This window comes from Luethyella okanaganae, assembly GCF_042660285.1.
Classification (GTDB): Bacteria; Actinomycetota; Actinomycetes; order Actinomycetales; family Microbacteriaceae; genus Luethyella; species Luethyella okanaganae.
The window spans coordinates 446,125-461,831 of sequence record NZ_JBHSTP010000002.1 but is presented as its reverse complement, the minus strand read 5'-3'; the positions used below and the strand labels follow the sequence as shown (position 1 = coordinate 461,831).

Annotated in this window: 13 protein-coding genes; 6 read left to right on the top strand and 7 right to left on the bottom strand. The window is 67.3% G+C overall.

Annotated elements, in window-relative coordinates; translation table 11 throughout:
• Window positions 1-151: 151 nt before the first annotated feature.
• Window positions 152-1,189 (top strand): alcohol dehydrogenase catalytic domain-containing protein, encoded by a 1,038-nt coding sequence (locus tag ACFQB0_RS09800; RefSeq protein WP_386731532.1) that lies wholly within the window; start codon window positions 152-154, stop codon window positions 1,187-1,189.
• Window positions 1,190-1,301: 112 nt separating this feature from the next.
• On the opposite strand, the gene ACFQB0_RS09795 is transcribed toward ACFQB0_RS09800, so the two are convergent.
• Window positions 1,302-2,690: a glycine--tRNA ligase gene (locus ACFQB0_RS09795; RefSeq protein WP_386730758.1), complete on the bottom strand. Its 1,389-nt coding sequence runs from the start codon at window positions 2,688-2,690 to the stop codon at window positions 1,302-1,304.
• Window positions 2,691-2,900: 210 nt separating this feature from the next.
• On the opposite strand from ACFQB0_RS09795, the gene ACFQB0_RS09790 reads away from it, so the two are divergent.
• The 5 genes from ACFQB0_RS09790 (at window position 2,901) to ACFQB0_RS09770 (ending at window position 9,351) form a co-directional block, all read left to right on the top strand.
• Window positions 2,901-4,214: an alpha/beta hydrolase gene (locus ACFQB0_RS09790; protein ID WP_386730756.1), complete on the top strand. Its 1,314-nt coding sequence runs from the start codon at window positions 2,901-2,903 to the stop codon at window positions 4,212-4,214.
• A 97-nt stretch (window positions 4,215-4,311) separates the two neighbouring features.
• Window positions 4,312-6,828, top strand: a complete 2,517-nt coding sequence (locus ACFQB0_RS09785; protein ID WP_386730753.1) for a bifunctional lysylphosphatidylglycerol flippase/synthetase MprF — start codon at window positions 4,312-4,314, stop codon at window positions 6,826-6,828.
• A gap of 250 nt (window positions 6,829-7,078) precedes the next feature.
• Window positions 7,079-7,711 carry a polysaccharide deacetylase family protein gene (locus ACFQB0_RS09780; protein WP_386730752.1) on the top strand — a complete coding sequence of 211 codons (633 nt, stop codon included), beginning with the start codon at window positions 7,079-7,081 and terminating at the stop codon, window positions 7,709-7,711.
• Window positions 7,712-7,766: 55 nt separating this feature from the next.
• Complete coding sequence (locus ACFQB0_RS09775) at window positions 7,767-8,180, top strand: NUDIX hydrolase (protein ID WP_386730749.1); 414 nt, start codon at window positions 7,767-7,769, stop codon at window positions 8,178-8,180.
• Between the two features lie 97 nt (window positions 8,181-8,277).
• A complete protein-coding gene (locus ACFQB0_RS09770) occupies window positions 8,278-9,351 on the top strand; it encodes a hypothetical protein (RefSeq protein WP_386730747.1) in 1,074 nt (357 codons plus the stop codon).
• Window positions 9,352-9,468: 117 nt separating this feature from the next.
• Here ACFQB0_RS09770 and ACFQB0_RS09765 read toward each other — a convergent pair whose 3' ends face one another.
• The 6 genes from ACFQB0_RS09765 to ACFQB0_RS09740 all read right to left on the bottom strand — a co-directional run bounded on the left by ACFQB0_RS09765 (window position 9,469) and on the right by ACFQB0_RS09740 (window position 15,647).
• Window positions 9,469-10,377, bottom strand: a complete 909-nt coding sequence (locus tag ACFQB0_RS09765) for a serine hydrolase (protein WP_386730746.1) — start codon at window positions 10,375-10,377, stop codon at window positions 9,469-9,471.
• 184 nt (window positions 10,378-10,561) lie between these two features.
• Complete coding sequence (locus tag ACFQB0_RS09760) at window positions 10,562-12,544, bottom strand: M13 family metallopeptidase (protein WP_386730743.1); 1,983 nt, start codon at window positions 12,542-12,544, stop codon at window positions 10,562-10,564.
• A gap of 9 nt (window positions 12,545-12,553) precedes the next feature.
• A complete protein-coding gene (locus tag ACFQB0_RS09755) occupies window positions 12,554-12,799 on the bottom strand; it encodes a hypothetical protein (protein WP_386730742.1) in 246 nt (81 codons plus the stop codon).
• Complete coding sequence (locus tag ACFQB0_RS09750) at window positions 12,772-12,975, bottom strand: hypothetical protein (protein ID WP_386730739.1); 204 nt, start codon at window positions 12,973-12,975, stop codon at window positions 12,772-12,774. The genes ACFQB0_RS09755 and ACFQB0_RS09750 overlap by 28 nt, the downstream gene beginning before the upstream one ends.
• Before the next feature lie 60 nt (window positions 12,976-13,035).
• Window positions 13,036-14,688 (bottom strand): ABC transporter permease, encoded by a 1,653-nt coding sequence (locus tag ACFQB0_RS09745; RefSeq protein ID WP_386730736.1) that lies wholly within the window; start codon window positions 14,686-14,688, stop codon window positions 13,036-13,038.
• Window positions 14,685-15,647 (bottom strand): ABC transporter ATP-binding protein, encoded by a 963-nt coding sequence (locus tag ACFQB0_RS09740; protein ID WP_386730734.1) that lies wholly within the window; start codon window positions 15,645-15,647, stop codon window positions 14,685-14,687. Before ACFQB0_RS09740 ends, ACFQB0_RS09745 begins: the two co-directional genes overlap by 4 nt.
• Window positions 15,648-15,707 lie beyond the last annotated feature (60 nt).

Below are 15,707 nucleotides of genomic sequence, written 5' to 3'. Positions count from 1 at the left end.
CCCCAGCTCAATATCCTGTGGCGTGGGCGACAACCGAACCACGCCCATCGAGGTCGACCATCCGGCCGTTGGGGCGCTCAGGGCGGCCACACAGGTACTCGAAGCCGGCCCCTCCGAGCTGACCACTGCCGGTCGCATCGATAATGGAGCCATGCGCGCTGTCTGGTTCGATGCCTTCGGTCGACTTCCCGAGGTTCGCGAGGTCGCCGACCCAGAGCCGAGCCCGGCCGGCGTGGTGCTGCGCGTCGAGGCGACGGGCCTCTGCCGCAGCGACTGGCACGCCTGGCTCGGCCACGACGCTGATGTCGCCCTCCCCCACGTTCCCGGTCACGAACTCGTCGGCGTCATCGACGCGATCGGGCCGCACGTGAGCCGGTTCGCGCTGGGCCAGCGCGTGACGGTCCCCTTCGTCTGCGCGTGCGGACGCTGCCCCGAGTGCGCATCCGGCAATGGGCAGGTGTGCCGCAACCAGACCCAGCCCGGCTTCAGCCACTGGGGCTCCTTCGCCGAGCGTGTCGCCCTGCATGACGCCGACGTGAACCTCATCGCCATCCCCGACGAGCTCGACTCCGGAGCCGCCGCGCTTCTGGGGTGCCGCTTCGCGACCTCCTACCGAGGTCTCGCCCACCAGGCGGCGTTATCGCCGGGCGAGCATCTCGTCGTCGTCGGCTGCGGCGGGGTCGGCCTGAGCGCCGTGATGATCGGCCGGGCACTCGGCGCCGTGGTGACCGCCGTCGACATCAGCCCTGCCGCACTGGTCGCCGCCGCCCGCGCCGGAGCCGAGCACACGATCGACTCACGCGGCCTCGCCGACGACGAGGTCGTCGCACGCATCCGCTCCGTGACGGATGGCGGACCGCAGGTGTCGCTCGAGGCGCTCGGCCGCGAGAGCACCGTCGCGATCGCCGTGCGCTCGCTCGCCCGCCGAGGACGTCACGTGCAGATCGGCCTGCTCGCAGAAGACCCGCGGTTCCCCCTGAGTGCGGTCATCGCCGGCGAGCTCAGCATCCTCGGCAGCCACGGCATGCCTGCAAACGCCTACGCGGACATGCTCGAACTCGTGCTCGACGGGCGGCTCCAGCCGCAGAAGCTGATCGAAAGGCGGATCGCACTCGACGAGGCCCCCGCCGCGCTCGCCGCGATGTCGCAACCGAGCACGACCCCCGGCGTGACCATCATCACGCCGTAGCGGAGCGCGGCGAGGCGCGAACGAGTCGAACCGTGTGGTTGCGGAGGGGTGCGAGTCTCACGCCTGCCCAGGCGGGGTCGCCGCCTTTCCATAGCTCGGGATCGATCCAGAGCTACGCGCCGTTCAGCCGTTGCGCGAGGTACGCGGTCAGCCCGTCGAGCGGCACGCGATCCTGCTGCATCGTGTCGCGTGAGCGCACGGTCACGGCGTTGTCGTCGAGCGAGTCGAAGTCGACGGTCACGGCGAACGGAGTTCCGATCTCATCCTGCCGCCGGTAGCGGCGACCGATCGCACCGGAGTCGTCGAAGTCGACGTTCCAGCGCTTGCGCAGCTCGTCGGCGACCCCACGCGCCATCGGGGAGAGCGCCTCGTTGCGCGACAGCGGCAACACGGCGACCTTCACGGGAGCGAGCCTTGGGTCGAGCCGCAGCACGGTGCGCTTGTCGGTGCCGCCCTTCGCGTTCGGCACGTACTCCTCGTCGTACGCGTCGACGAGGAACGCCATAAGTGCACGGGTGAGACCGAAGGACGGCTCGATCACATACGGGATCCACCGCTCGTTCTTGGTCTGATCGAAGTAGCTGAGGTCCTTGCCGGACGACTCGGAGTGCACCCGCAGATCGTAGTCGGTGCGGTTGGCGACTCCCATGAGCTCTCCCCACTCGCTGCCGGCGAACCGGAAGCGGTACTCGATGTCCACGGTGCGCTTCGAGTAGTGCGAGAGCTTGTCATCCGGATGCTCGAACAGGCGAATGTTCTCGGGCGTCATGCCCAGGTCGATGAACCAGTCCCAGCAGGCGTCGAGCCAGACCTGGAACCACTCGTCGTCGGTACCGGGCTCGACGAAGAACTCCAGCTCCATCTGCTCGAACTCCCGCGTGCGGAAGATGAAGTTTCCCGGCGTGATCTCGTTGCGGAACGCCTTGCCGATCTGACCGATGCCGAACGGCGGCTTCTTGCGACTCGTCTGCAGGACGTTCGCGAAGTTCGTGAAGATGCCCTGTGCCGTCTCCGGTCGCATATAGTGCATCCCGGACTCGTCGTCGACGACACCGAGGAAGGTCTTCATGAGTCCGGAGAACTGCCTGATCTCCGTCCACTGACCGACCTTGTCGGGGTGCTCAGGGTCGGGGATGTCGGCGAGCCCATTGACCGGAGGATGGCCGTTCTTCTCCTCGTAGCCCTCGAAGAGATGGTCTGCGCGATAGCGCTTGTGGGTGACGAGCGACTCGGTGAGCGGGTCACTGAAGACCTTGACGTGACCGGATGCCTCCCACACGGCGGTCGGCAGCACGACTGCGGAGTCGAGACCGACCACGTCTCCTCGGCCGCGCACGAACCGGTTCCACCACTCGCGCTTGATGTTCTCTTTGAGCTCGACACCGAGGGGCCCGTAGTCCCACGCCGAACGCGTGCCGCCGTAGATCTCGCCGGAGGGGAAGACGAAACCGCGGTGTTGCGCGAGAGTGATCACTGAGTCGAGTCGAGACTGCTCGGCCATGCGTATCGAGTCCTTCGGATCCGGGGCGGTTGGTGCACGCCCATCCTAGTAAAGCTGAGAGGAACCCCCGGAATGCCCCCTCATGCGGTGTGCATTCGCCCCTGCACCCTTGCCGGGCTCGCCGGGCCTGCTTAGATTGACGGGACCGGGGAGCCAGAGTGCCCCCTTTCCAGACGTTCCAGTTCCATACATTCCAGACGGCGGCGGGTGATGCACATCTTCGATTCACTCCTCGACCTTGATATCTCCACCGGCCCCGTCATCGTCGCAGCCTACGCCCTCAGCGCCGCCGCACTCGCCTACCTGCTGTTCAGGAGAAGGACGGCCGTGTGGTTCTTCATCGCGATCATCGCCATCGTCGCCGGAGCGCTCATCGGGCTGCTCGTGCTCTGGCTCGCCGTCGACGTGTTCGACTCCTTCGGCAGTCCGGTCGCCGGTGCAACGTACATCTGGGTTCCCGCCGCCTTCGCCGGCTTCGGGCTCGCCGTCGTGAACCTGCGGGGTTCGCGTTGGTGGCGCACCCTCGTCGCGACTCTGTCGATCCTGCTCTTCGGGGTCACGGCGACCCTGTCGGTCAACGACGCCTACGGGCTGAGCCCGACTCTCGGCGCCTTCTTGCACATCAGCACGGCGAAGCCGGTCGGCGTCGGCACGCCGAAGCCCCTCGGTGCGACTGATCCGACGGAACCGCTCTTCTACGTCTGGAAGCCACCGATGGGAATGCCGCCGACCGGAAAAATCGGCTCGGTCGAAGGCGACATCCCGAACACGAACTCGCTCTTCCCGGCACGACCAGCGCAGATCTATCTGCCGCCGGCGGCACAAGTGCAGAACGCCCCGAAGCTGCCCCTCGTCATCATGATGTTGGGGCAGCCCGGAGACCCCGATCCCCGGTACATCGCCAAGGTCCTCGACGGATACGCCGCCGGGAACAACGGCCTGGCACCGATCGCGCTCGTCGTCGACCAGCTGAGCGACCCGTTGATGGATCCGCTCTGCCTCGACAGCCCCCTCGGCGACGTCGAGACGTACCTCATGAAGGACGTCGTCCCCTGGGCGAGGGAGAATCTCGCCGTGCTGCAGAGCCCTAGATACTGGACGGTCGCCGGATACTCGAACGGCGGGGAGTGCGCAGCGTACTTCGGTTCGAAATACCCCGATACCTTTGGCAACCTGCTCGCCATCTCCCCGAACGAGTATGCCGGCGCCGAGCAGAACGACGTCGTCCTCTCTTCGATCTTCGCGGGCGACCAGGCGGCCTACGACGCGGTCAAGCCAGCCGTCATCATGGCGTCGCGAGCCCCATACCTCGATACGACCGCCGTCTTCACGGCGGGTGCGAGCGATAGCGACTTCAGCCCCGGCACGCAGCGGCTCGCGGATGCGGCGATGAAAGCAGGCATGAAGACCACGTTCTACTCCGTTCCAGACGCCGACCACGGGGTGAGCGGCCTCAACGGAGGGCTGGCGAAGGGTTTCGAGAGCCTCTACCCGCGCCTCGGCCTCTCGGCGCCCGCCTCCTGAACGGACGAAAGCTATCGTGAACGCCCGACCAGACGACAGCACAGAGGCCACCAGCAGCGCCAGCACGGGCGCCACGGCCACGTCCCCTTCAGCCGCCGTGCGAACCACGCGACGGATAGCCGACTACGTCGCACACGTTCCCGTCAGTGTCGGATTCGCGGCGCTCATCGTCGTCACGGCCCTCCTCGCGGGGACCTTCCTCGGCGCGGCAAGCATCGACACCAAGGTATCCTGGGCGGCTGGTGTGACCACGACGATCGAGAACGGCTCGTGGTGGACGGTCGTCACCGCCCTCTGCATCCCGTGGGATCCCTTCCAGCTCGCCGCAGGTGTGCTCGCCTCGCTCGTGCTGCTGGGCATCGCCGAGCGCCTGCTGGGCTCGGTGCGGGTGCTCGTCGCCATGTCGATGACCGGTGTGGTCGGGGTCACGCTCGGCGTCGCGCTGGAAGCCGTCGGCAGGGCCGCCGGCGAGTGGTGGGCGGAGATGGCCTCGTTCGACCTCACCCTGGACCCGCTGACCCCTCTCGTCGGCGCATTGCTCGCGGCGAGCGCCTTCGCCGGGTCACTGTGGCGGCGGCGCATCCGGGTCAGCGTCTTCTCTTTTCTGCTGACGTTCGTGCTCTACGACGGCGACTCGTCCAACGTCTACCGCTTCATCGCGGCGCTGACGGGCCTCTTCCTCGGCGCGATCCTGAACCGCGGCGGCTCGACGCTGCGTTCGCACCGCAGCTCACATCGAGAAACCCGGACGCTCCTCGCCACGATCGTCGCGGCCACGGCGATCGGGCCGATCATCTCGCTGGTCAACCCCAACGGTTTCGGCGCGATGTCCCTCGTCGCGCACTTGTTCGGCGAGAGCTTTCCCGACAAGCAGGCCACCCTCGATCGCTGTGCAACCGAGATCTCGGCCGAGTGCGAGCGCGCACTGGCGCTCCTGAGCTTCGCCGGCGTCGGGCCGTTCCTGCTCGTCTTCGTGCCGCTCGCCCTGCTGATCGTTGCGGCCTGGGGTCTGCGCAAAGGCCGCCGGTTCGCGCTCTGGCTGGCCATTGCCGTCAACCTTGCACTCGCGGGTCTCGCGTGGTTCTCCTTCGACATCACGGCAACGATCAAGCGGGCCGAGGCCGACGACTGGACGTCACTCGACATCGGCAAGCTCATCGTGTGGATCGGGGCCACCATCGCCGTGCCGCTCGTCGTCGCCGTACTGCTCTTCCTCCGTCGCGGGAACTTCACGATCGCGGCCCCGCACTCCGCCGTCGTGCGCTTCACCTACATCGTCGTGGCCACCTTCCTCGTGCTCGCCGTCGCCTACTTCGCCGTCGCCCTCGCCACTATCGACGCCTACACACCGGATGCAACGCTCGGAGACCTTGCGATCGACACCCTCAAGCGCTTCATCCCGGTGAACTTCGTCGTCACGACGGGAGACACGATCGTTCCGACAGACAACCTCACATTCGTGCTCTTCCAGTGGCTGGGAGTCGTGTTCTGGGCGGTGTTCATCGTCGCGGCCTTCCGGATGTTCATCGCCATCGAGTCGTGCGTTCGCGATGGCGATCACCAGCGCATCCGCGAGCTCCTCCGCCGCCGCGGGGGCGGAACCTTCGGTTTCATGGCCACCTGGCCGGGGAACGTCTACTGGTTTAGCCCGGATGGCGAGGCGGCCGTCGCCTACCGGGTGATCAACGGGATCGCCATCACGATGTCGGATCCGGTCTGCTCCGAGGAACGCAGCGGCCGGACGATTCGCGAGTTCGCGGCCTTCTGCGACGCGAACAGTTGGGTGCCCGTGTTCTACAGCGTGCACGGGCACTATCTTCCGATCTTCGGCGAACTCGGTTGGCTGTACACCTCGATCGGCGAGGAGACCCTCATGCGTCCGATCGACCTCGACATGACCGGAAAGCCGTGGAAGAAGGTGCGCCAGGCGCTCAATCGCGGTGCCAAGGAGGGCGTGACCACACTGTGGACCACCTGGAACGAGCTGCCGATATCGATGATCGACCAGATCAACCAGATCTCCGAGCAGTGGGTGGCCGAGAATGAGCTTCCCGAGATGGGCTTCACCCTCGGCGCCTTGGAGGAGCTGAAGGACCCGGAGGTGAGATTGATGCTCGCCGTCGGAGCGGATGGCCGGATGCAGGCGATCACGAGCTGGCTCCCCGTCTACCGCGACGGCGAGCCGATCGGCTGGACGATGGACTTCATGCGGCGCGCCGACAAGACCATCCCGGGAATCATGGAGTTCCTTATCGCGTCATCCGCGCTGCACATGAAGGAGCAGGGCATCGAGCTGCTGAGCCTCTCCGGTGCCCCGCTGGCCACGGCGCCGCTCGCCGTCGGCGAGACACCGCCCGATCCGACCGCGATGACGCGTCTGCTCGAGTTCCTCGCCAAGACGCTCGAGCCCGCCTACGGCTTCTCCTCCCTCTTCACGTTCAAGGCGAAGTTCAATCCGAGGTACGAGACCATCTACATGGCGTACCCTGATCCCCTCGCGCTTCCGGCGATCGGCACCGCCATCGGCAAGGCCTATCTGCCCGAGGTCTCCGCGAAAGAGGCGATCTCTCTCATGAGGACTCTCACGAAACAGGATGAGCGCACGCTGTCGTGATCGACAGCCATACCGTCGGGGGGCGGTTCATAGGAGGAAAGGGTTCATAGGAGGAAAGATGGACAGGCGGGGATTCCTGACTTTCGGTGCGGCGTCGACAGCGCTAGCGCTCATCGGTTGCTCACGAGAACGCGCAGGGATGCTCACGCCTCCCTCGGTCACGGAGAGTGCAACGCCGACGCCACGATCTGTTCCCACCTCTGCGGCGACCCCGCGCGCGATCCGACCACCCGCCCCGCGCCTCGACAGAGTGCCCGTTCCACCCGGAGCCCTCACCGGGCTCCCCGGTGAAGGCTCCCTGCTCGCTTGGACGGTCGACGACGGCACGAGCCCGGAGGTCTTAGCAGCCTACGCCCGGTTCGCACATGAGACGGGAACACGACTGACCTTCTTCGTCAACGGGATCTACGACGCATGGGACGGGAACGTCGAGGTGCTGCGTCCGCTCGTCGACTCCGGTCAGCTGCAACTCGGCAATCACACCTGGTCGCACGCCGACCTCACTTCGCTCTCGGACTCCGAGGTCGTGCACGAGCTGCAACGCAACCATGACTTCATCCAGAACCTCTGGGGTGTCGACGCCCGGCCGTTCTTCCGCCCGCCGTTCGGCTACCACGACGACAGGATCGACCACCTCGCCGCCGATATCGGCTATACGGTCCCGACCCTCTGGCACGGCTCGCTCTCCGACTCCGGCCTCATCACGGAACAGCAGATCGTCGACTTCGCCACCGAGTGGTTTCTCCCGCAACACATCGTGATCGGCCACCTCAACTTCGACCCTGTCACGAGGGTCTTCCCGCAGTTGATGCAGATCGTTCGCCAGCGAGGTCTGCAGACGGTCACTCTCAACGACGTGTTCACGAGCCAAGCCCACCCCTGAACCCCGGGAAGTCGCGCGGCAGGCGGCCGACTCCCGTGTGCGCTTGAATGGACGAGTGACTCCCACCGTCCTCCCCGACATTCCCGTCGCCGCCGTCGCCATCATCCGCGAGCGCCGCGTGCTCATGGTCACCGCTCGGGGGCGCGATGTCATCTTCATGCCGGGAGGCAAGATCGACTCCGGCGAGACGGCGAGGGAGGCCGCACTGCGGGAGGCCGGCGAGGAGATCGCCGTCGTCCTCCGGCCGGAGAGCATGCGCGAGCTCTTCACTGTCGCCGTCCAGGCGCACGGAGAGCCGGAAGGACGCCTGGTGCGCATGATCGTGTTCGCCGGGGAGACCGACGACGAGCCCGCGCCGTCTGCGGAGGTGAGCGAGCTGCACTGGGTGACATCGGCCGATGCCCGCCGATGCCCGCCCGCTGGCGCCGAGGTGCTGCGCCGGCTCGACGAGCTCGACCTCATCGACTGAGCGCCGCGCCGACACGGCGACGCTTGAGCTGCGCCGGCCTGTCTGCCGAGAGCGAAAGCACTTCGCATGCGGCATCCGCGCTCTCTAGCGTTGAGCCATGACCAAGAACGCGGCGATCATCGGCGGCACGGGGCAGATCGGCGTCGCGACCGCTCAGAGACTCGCCCGCGACGGCTGGCGAGTCGAACTGCTGCATCGCGGAGAGCGCACGATCGACCCGCGGGTCTTCGAGTTCGACGGCACGACGACCCGGGTCACGACCCACCGCATCGACCGTTCCGACACCGACGCGCTGCTCGAGGCGACACGCGGACGCGATCTCGTGCTCGACACGATCGCCTACTCCCCCGTCGACGCCGATCAACTGCGACTGCTCGGCGGAGAGGTGGGCTCGCTCGTCGTCATCTCCACGGCCTCGGTCTACCGCGGCAAGAACGGCGGCTACCTCGACAAGGCGACCGGCCCCGAGAACTTTCCCGACTACCCAGTCCCGCTGCGCGAGGACTCGCCCCTCGTCGACAACGACGAGCAGAGCTACTCACCGCTCAAGGCCGCGGTCGAGCGGCGCCTGCTCGACGATGCGGCACTGCCGGTGAGCATCCTGCGGCCTGGCGCGATCCACGGTGCGCACAGCCCGATGCTGCGGGAGTGGTTCTTCGTCAAGCGTGCGCTCGACGAGCGACCGGCCACCCTGCTCGCCTACGACGGCGAGAGTCGTTTCAGCACCTCGGCAACGGCCAACATCGCCGAGCTCGTCGCGCTGTGCGCCGAGAGCCCCGGACGACGCGTGCTCAACGCGGTCGACGACGAGAGTCTCACCGTCGCCGAGATGGGTCGTATCGTCTACGAGGTGCTCGGCCATGACGGCGAGGTGCGCGGCATCGCCGGGCCGCCGACGGATGCCGGAGTCGGGGCGAGCCCGTGGGCGCTCACGCACCCCATCGTCATGAGCATGGAGCGAGCTCGAACCGAGCTCGGCTACCGGCCCGTCGTGAGCTACACCGAGAGCGTCGAGGGCGACATCCGCTGGGCGCTGGATGCCGTCGCCGCGGCGGAGTCGGCCGGTCGCACGTGGCGCGAGGCCTTTCCGGCCCTCGTGGCGCGCTATGGCGCGAACGAGTGGTTCCCGTACGACGCAGAGGACGCCTATCTCGCACGCCTCGCGCACTAGCCGCCGGGTTGCTCCCGCCGTCCTCCTCCTCCGCCGCCACCCGCGCCCTAGCCGCACGCCAGTGCACCTCACTGCCCTCCCTGCCCTCCCCGCGACGCATTCGGGTCGAGAGTCGGGTCAGTGCACGTACTCCAGCAGGTCGAGGCCGACCTGGCGCATGCCGTCGAGCACGGCGAGCCGCGCGGAGAGCCGCGTGTCGGCGAAGTACGTCGAAACGGCGTAGGTCACTCCGGCACGCGGCCCGCGCAGAACTCCTACTTCGCTGCGCACGCCGCCGTCCGTGCCCGTCTTGTTGACAATCAGGACGCCGTGGTCTGCCTGACGATGAGCGAGCGGGTCGAGACCGAATGCGCTCGCGACCATCGACATGTCCGAGTTGAGCGAGAGCCAGCCGACCACCCGCTGCGACACCTCGGGTGAGACGATCTCGCCGCGCGCGAGCGATGCGAAGAGCCAGGTGAGCTCGTTGGCGGAACCGATGGACAGTTGGGGGGCATCGTCGGGTCCGCGATGATCGCGCACGAGGTCGAGCAGCGCGGTGCGCTTGAGCCCGAGCGATTCTGTGCGGGCACGTACGGCTTCGAGGCCGACGGCCCGGATGAGCACATTGGTGGCGAGGCTGTCGCTCGTCGCTCCGATGAGCGCCGCAAGATCCGCGACCGGGAGCGACGGCGCCTGCAGGTGCTGCCAGATGCCCGAGTCGCCGACGGCATCGCCGACGGCGCGATCGAGGATGGCGTAGCCGTCGAACTCCGGGTCGCCGAGACGTGCAGCGATCTCGACGAGCAGGAGCACTTTACCGATGCTCGCGGTGGGCATGACGACATGGTCGTCAACGGAGAACAGCACCCTTCCTGTCGCAAGATCGGTTGCGCGCGCCGACACCTGCACCCCATTGACGGCGAGGTGCCCGAGCGCCGCGAAGCCACGACCGAAGTTCTCGTTGGACTCTCCTCCGAGATGCTTGCCGCGCCGCTCGGCGGCATGCCGAGCGCGCCGCTCTGACTCCTGGGTAGGGACCGTCACCGGGCGTTCCTTATGCTCGAAAAAACAGTGCACCGCATCCCCATCGCGATGCACCTTCACCGCATTCGGCCTCGGGTTCTGCCGAACGAGATGAATGGGATGACCGCAGCATAGCCCGAGTTGCTGAGTGCGCGAAACGGGCCGGAACCGGAGCCGCTCGGGATGCGGCCCCGCCACCGCCCGCTCACCAGATGGTGACGCGCTCCGACGGCTCGAGCCAGAGCTCGTCGCTTTCCACGACCCCGAAGGCATGATAGAACTCGTCGATGTTGCGCACGATCTGATTGCAGCGGAACTCGTTCGGAGAGTGAGGATCGATTGCGAGCAGGCGGATGACCTCCTCGTCGCGAGCCTTGAGCTGCCAGGCCTGCGCCCAGGAGAGGAAGAATCGCTCCGAACCGCTCAGTCCGTCGATCACGGGCGGTTCGGCCCCGTCGAGCGAGATCAGATAAGCCCTCCAAGCGATCGCGAGCCCACCGAGATCGCCGATGTTCTCGCCGATCGTGAGCGCACCGTTGACGTTGTGCCCGGGGGCCTGGGCGGGCGCGAGCGCATCGTACTGAGCGATGAGCGAGCTCGTGCGTTCCTCGAACGCAGCCCGGTCCGACTCCGTCCACCAATCGGTGAGGCGCCCGTCGCCGTCGTACTTGGAGCCCTGATCGTCGAAGCCGTGGCCGATCTCGTGGCCGATGACGGCGCCGATCGCGCCGTAGTTGGCCGCGGCATCCCGCTCGGCCGTGAAGAAGGGAAACTGCAGGATAGCCGCCGGGAAGACGATTTCGTTGAACCCGGGGTTGTAGTAGGCGTTGATCGTCTGCGGGGTCATGAACCACTCATCGCGGTCGAGTGGCTTGCCGATCTTGCCGAGCTCGCGGTTGAACTCGAACTCGGCCGTTGCGCGCACGTTCGCCACGAGATCACCGGCGTCGATCGCGAGTGCCGAGTAGTCCCGCCACGTCACCGGATAGCCGATCTTGGGAGTGAAGCTGTCGAGCTTGTCGAGTGCGCGCTCGCGAGTCTCCGGCCCCATCCAGGCGAGACCGGCGATCGATTGCCGGTACGCCTCGACGAGATTGTCGACGAGCACGTCCATCGCCTCCTTCGCCGCGGCCGGGAAGTGCCGCTCGACGTAGATGCGGCCGACGGCCTCACCCATGGAGCCCTCGACGAGGGAGACTCCACGCTTCCAGCGGCCGCGCATCTGCGGGGTGCCCGTGAGTGTGCGACCGTAGAAGTCGAAGTTGGCTTCGACGAACTCGCTTGAGAGGTAGGCGGCGTTCGAACGGATGATCTGCCAGGCGAGCCAGTCCCTCCAGGCGTCGATGCGGTCGTCCGTGAGGAGGGTGCCGAGCCCGGCGAGGAACTCGGGCTGACGCACGACGAGTTCGGCGAAAGCCCTGTCTGGCGCACCGAGCGCGTCGAGCCAGAGATCAAGATCGGCTCCGGATGCCGGCTCCGAGGTCGCGACGAGGGTGACGACATCCGCCCAGCTGCGCAGATTGTAGGTCTTCTCGCTGTCGCGCGACGCGACGTTGTCCCAGTGGTGCGAAGCGATCACCGCCTCGAGGTCGAAGACGCGCGCCGCGCGCGCCGCCGGCTCTGAGAGGCCGGCAAGGGCGAACATGCGCTCCAGGTGTGCGAGATAGGCGGTGCGGACGTCGGCGAACTTCGCCTCGCGAAAGTAGCTCTCGTCTGGCAGACCGATGCCGCCCTGCTCGAAGAACACGAGGTAGCGCTCAGGGTCGCCAGGATCGTTGTCGACGAAAAGCTGCGCGAAACCGCTCACGCCCGCGCGTTCGAGATCACCGAGAGCACTCAGCAGGTCGGCCGCGGAATGCACCGTCTCGGCGAGCGCGAGCTGACCCGCGATCGGCGTCGCACCGAGCTGCTCGATGCGCTCCTCGTCGAGGAAGCTGGTATAGAGGTCGCCGACCTTGCGAGCCTCAGAACCCGGTTCGGCACTCTGCGACTCGACGATGATGTCGCGCACAGCCTCTTCAGCCTCCTCGTGCAGAAGGTAGAACGATCCGTAGCGGGCCTTGTCCGCCGGGATCTCGGTGCGCGCGATCCACTTGCTGTTGACATGCCGGAAGAGGTCGTCTTGTGGCCGGATGCTGTCATTGAGTTCGTCGATCGTGATGCCGGAGGCGAGCGAAGCGTCAGTCATCACCCCAGCCTATTCGTCGTGGGCGCCGGGACTCCTCCGTATTTCCTGGGTCGTCTCCCTCGCCGCGATCCGCCAGCCCAAAGCCACGACGCCGCTCTCGGCGAGCTGGGCCAGCGCGACATAGGCCGTGTCCTTGCCGACGGACGCCGCATACCACGGGCCATCCGGGAGTTCGTAGCGATCCCGCCGCGAACCCGGCTGCGCGATCCTGCGCACGATGCCCAGGTTCAGCGGGTGGCGGACCGCACCGGACACACCGCCGCCGCGCTCACGCCGAGCCGCTCGGCGATCTGCTGCGCCTCGAGCCCGCCGCGCTCGGTCGCCATGAGGCACAGGAGCGCCCGCGCGGGCATGCGGGGGAATCCGGCCGCGGTGAGCACGGCAGCAGTCTGCTCGACGAAGTTCTCGACGGCTTTCTCATCACGTGCCATAGCTCGATCCTCACAGTTCGCGCGAGACCGCGATCGGCTGGGCCTTCCGGCTTGTGCGTCTCATGCTCCGAGTGCCACGTCGCGGCGACGCACGAGCACCGTCGCGAGTCCGGCCGCGACGATCGCGACGGCGAGCATCACCCACGCAGGGGCCCAGTCGACGTCGGCGGCGGTGACGACGGGGGTGTGACTGAACGGCGAGGCATCCCTGGCCCAGCCCGGAAGCCCGAGGAAGCCGCCGAACTGGCCGATGAAGATCGCGGCGAGCAGGATCGCCCAGCCGAGCCCGATCGTGAACCTCGGCAGCAGCGCGAACGCCAGGGCTACCGCGGCAAGCAGCGCGGCGGCTGCGGGGAGCTGCGCGAGCCCGGCCTGCACGACCACGGCGGCCCGGTCCCAGGAGTCCTCCGAGCGCTGGAGACCGATGACGGCACCGAGGACGGCGACTCCCACCACCAGCACGATTGACACGACGCCGATCAGGACGTAGCCCAGAAACCAGCGCACGCGGGAGAGCGGCGCGGCCAGCAGGATCTCCGCAGCGCCACCGGCCTCGTCCTGCCTCGCACGCAGCACGGCCTGCACGGAGGCGACCGCGGCAAGCGCGCCGACGAGGCTGAACATAGCAACCGTGAAGAGATCGATGATCGATCCGTGGGCATTCGGCCCCGCCAGAGCGGAGAGAGTGTTGCCGACCGTGTTCTCGATCCCGGCGGCGCCCTCGGCACCCGCTTGGACGAACTGCACCATCGTCTCACCGAGACTGCCGATGAGGAGCCCGAACAGCCCACCTGCCACCATCCAGCCCGCGATCGGGTTGCGCAGCAGCCGGGCGGTGAGACCGATCGGACCGCTCAGGGTGCGGTGAGCGGTGAGCCGGCCAAGCCGTTCGGGGATGATGCTCGAGTCGATGTCGCGATGCGATTGCAGTAGCGCCGAGGCGCCGAACAGTGCGGCACCGAGCGCCAGTGAAGCCGCCACAGGCCACACGGTGGGATTCGAGAACGGTGCGACGAGCTGACCCCAGCCGATGGGTGAGAGCCAGCTCGGCCATCCTGCCGTCATGCTCAAGCCGTCGGCGTGCACCGTACCGCTGGCGTCACCCGCCGCCCTGAGGGCGTAGGCGAGCGCAACGAGCGCTGCGGCGAGGCCGTTGGCACCGCGCGAGGTGCGCATGATCTGCGCGCATAGCAGCCCGACTCCGAGGAAAACGATGCCGACGGCGGCGAGCGCCACGCCCGCAAGCCAGGAGTTCGCGGGGCCCGCACCGCCCAGCTGATAGCCCAGCGCCGAGATCGCCCCGACGACGAGGTTGAGGGTGACGCCCTCGATCGTCGTCGCGAGAAGCGGCACGATCCGCCCGGCCCGTGTCGCTCCGACGAGCTCGGCCCGGCCGCTCTCCTCCTCGGCACGTGAGTGCCGCACCGCGAGAAAGGTGCTCATGAGGCCGACCATCACGCCCAGGAACGCGAACAACAGGAAGTATTGGAACGCGTCGGCCTCGACGCCCTGCGGCGTGCCGCGGAGCATGAGAACGCTCGGCGTCTGTATGACGATGGCGACCACCCCCGCGCGCTCGTTCGGGGTGCCGTAGGTGCCCTCGACCGCGGCGTTGCCGATGAGGGCGAACACGGCGAACAGTGCGATCCAGGCGATCAGCTGGATCCTGTCCCGGCGAAAACGCAGCCACACGAGTAGAACGAGGATGTTCATCGCCGTGCCCGCTCCCTAGAGGAGGAGGCCGAAGAAGAAGAGGCCGAGTCGTCCGCGATGTCGTCGTGGTAGTGGCGCATGAAGAGCTCTTCGAGCGACGGGGGGTTGACGGTGAGGCCGCCGACCCGCAACTGCGCGAGCACCGAGAGGATGCTCGGCAGGTCGTCGCTGGCGGCAGTGAAGCGCACGCGCGCACCGTCGACGACGAGGTCGTGCGTGCCGGGGATCATCGTCAGCTGCTGCGGAGTCGCATCCGCGCTCGCGAACGCGATCTCGGTGCGGGTGAGGTGCCGGAGCTCTGCGAGCGTGCCGGTCTCGACGGTCTTGCCTGCGCGGATGATGCTCACCCGGTCGCACAGGTGCTCGACCTCGGAGAGGATGTGGCTCGAGAGCAGCACGGTCGTGCCGTCGGCGAGCGCTGCGGCGATCTCGCGGCGGAAGACCGCCTCCATGAGCGGATCGAGACCCGAGGTGGGCTCGTCGAGGATGTAGAGCTCGGCAGGCGTCGCGAGCGCTGCGATCAGGGCGACTTTCTGACGATTGCCCTTCGAATAGGTGCGTCCCTTCTTCGAGGGATCGAACTGGAAGGCCTCGACCAGGTGCGCCCGCCTGGCGGCGTATGCGCCTGTGTCGTGCGCTCCACCGCGCAGGCGGGTGAGCAGGTCGATCGCCTCACCGCCCGAGAGGTTCGGCCAGAGGCTCACGTCACCCGGCACATAGGCGATACGCCGATGCAGCTCGACCGCATCCGCCCAGGGGTCGCGGCCGAAGACGGATACCGTACCGCCTGACGACCGCATGAGCCCGAGCAGCACACGGATGGTGGTGGACTTGCCCGCGCCGTTCGGGCCGAGGAAGCCATGGACCTCGCCAGCGGCGACACTGAGGTCGAGGCCGTCGAGGGCGCGGACCCGCCCGAAGCGCTTGCGCAGTCCGCGAGTCTCGATGACGATGTTCATGAGCGCGAGACTACGCTCGTTTCACATTTGTGTGAAACCTCCTGACGAATTCCTCACGCG

Excerpts from the sequence above, each read along its gene's own strand:
- ACFQB0_RS09800 (WP_386731532.1), top strand. The coding sequence starts at position 152 with ATGCGCGCTGTCTGGTTCGATGCCTTCGGTCGACTTCCCGAGGTTCGC.
- ACFQB0_RS09795 (WP_386730758.1), bottom strand. The coding sequence starts at position 2,690 with ATGGCCGAGCAGTCTCGACTCGACTCAGTGATCACTCTCGCGCAACAC.
- ACFQB0_RS09790 (WP_386730756.1), top strand. The coding sequence starts at position 2,901 with ATGCACATCTTCGATTCACTCCTCGACCTTGATATCTCCACCGGCCCC.
- ACFQB0_RS09770 (WP_386730747.1), top strand. The coding sequence starts at position 8,278 with ATGACCAAGAACGCGGCGATCATCGGCGGCACGGGGCAGATCGGCGTC.
- ACFQB0_RS09760 (WP_386730743.1), bottom strand. The coding sequence starts at position 12,544 with ATGACTGACGCTTCGCTCGCCTCCGGCATCACGATCGACGAACTCAAT.
- ACFQB0_RS09750 (WP_386730739.1), bottom strand. The coding sequence starts at position 12,975 with ATGGCACGTGATGAGAAAGCCGTCGAGAACTTCGTCGAGCAGACTGCT.
- ACFQB0_RS09745 (WP_386730736.1), bottom strand. The coding sequence starts at position 14,688 with ATGAACATCCTCGTTCTACTCGTGTGGCTGCGTTTTCGCCGGGACAGG.
- ACFQB0_RS09740 (WP_386730734.1), bottom strand. The coding sequence starts at position 15,647 with ATGAACATCGTCATCGAGACTCGCGGACTGCGCAAGCGCTTCGGGCGG.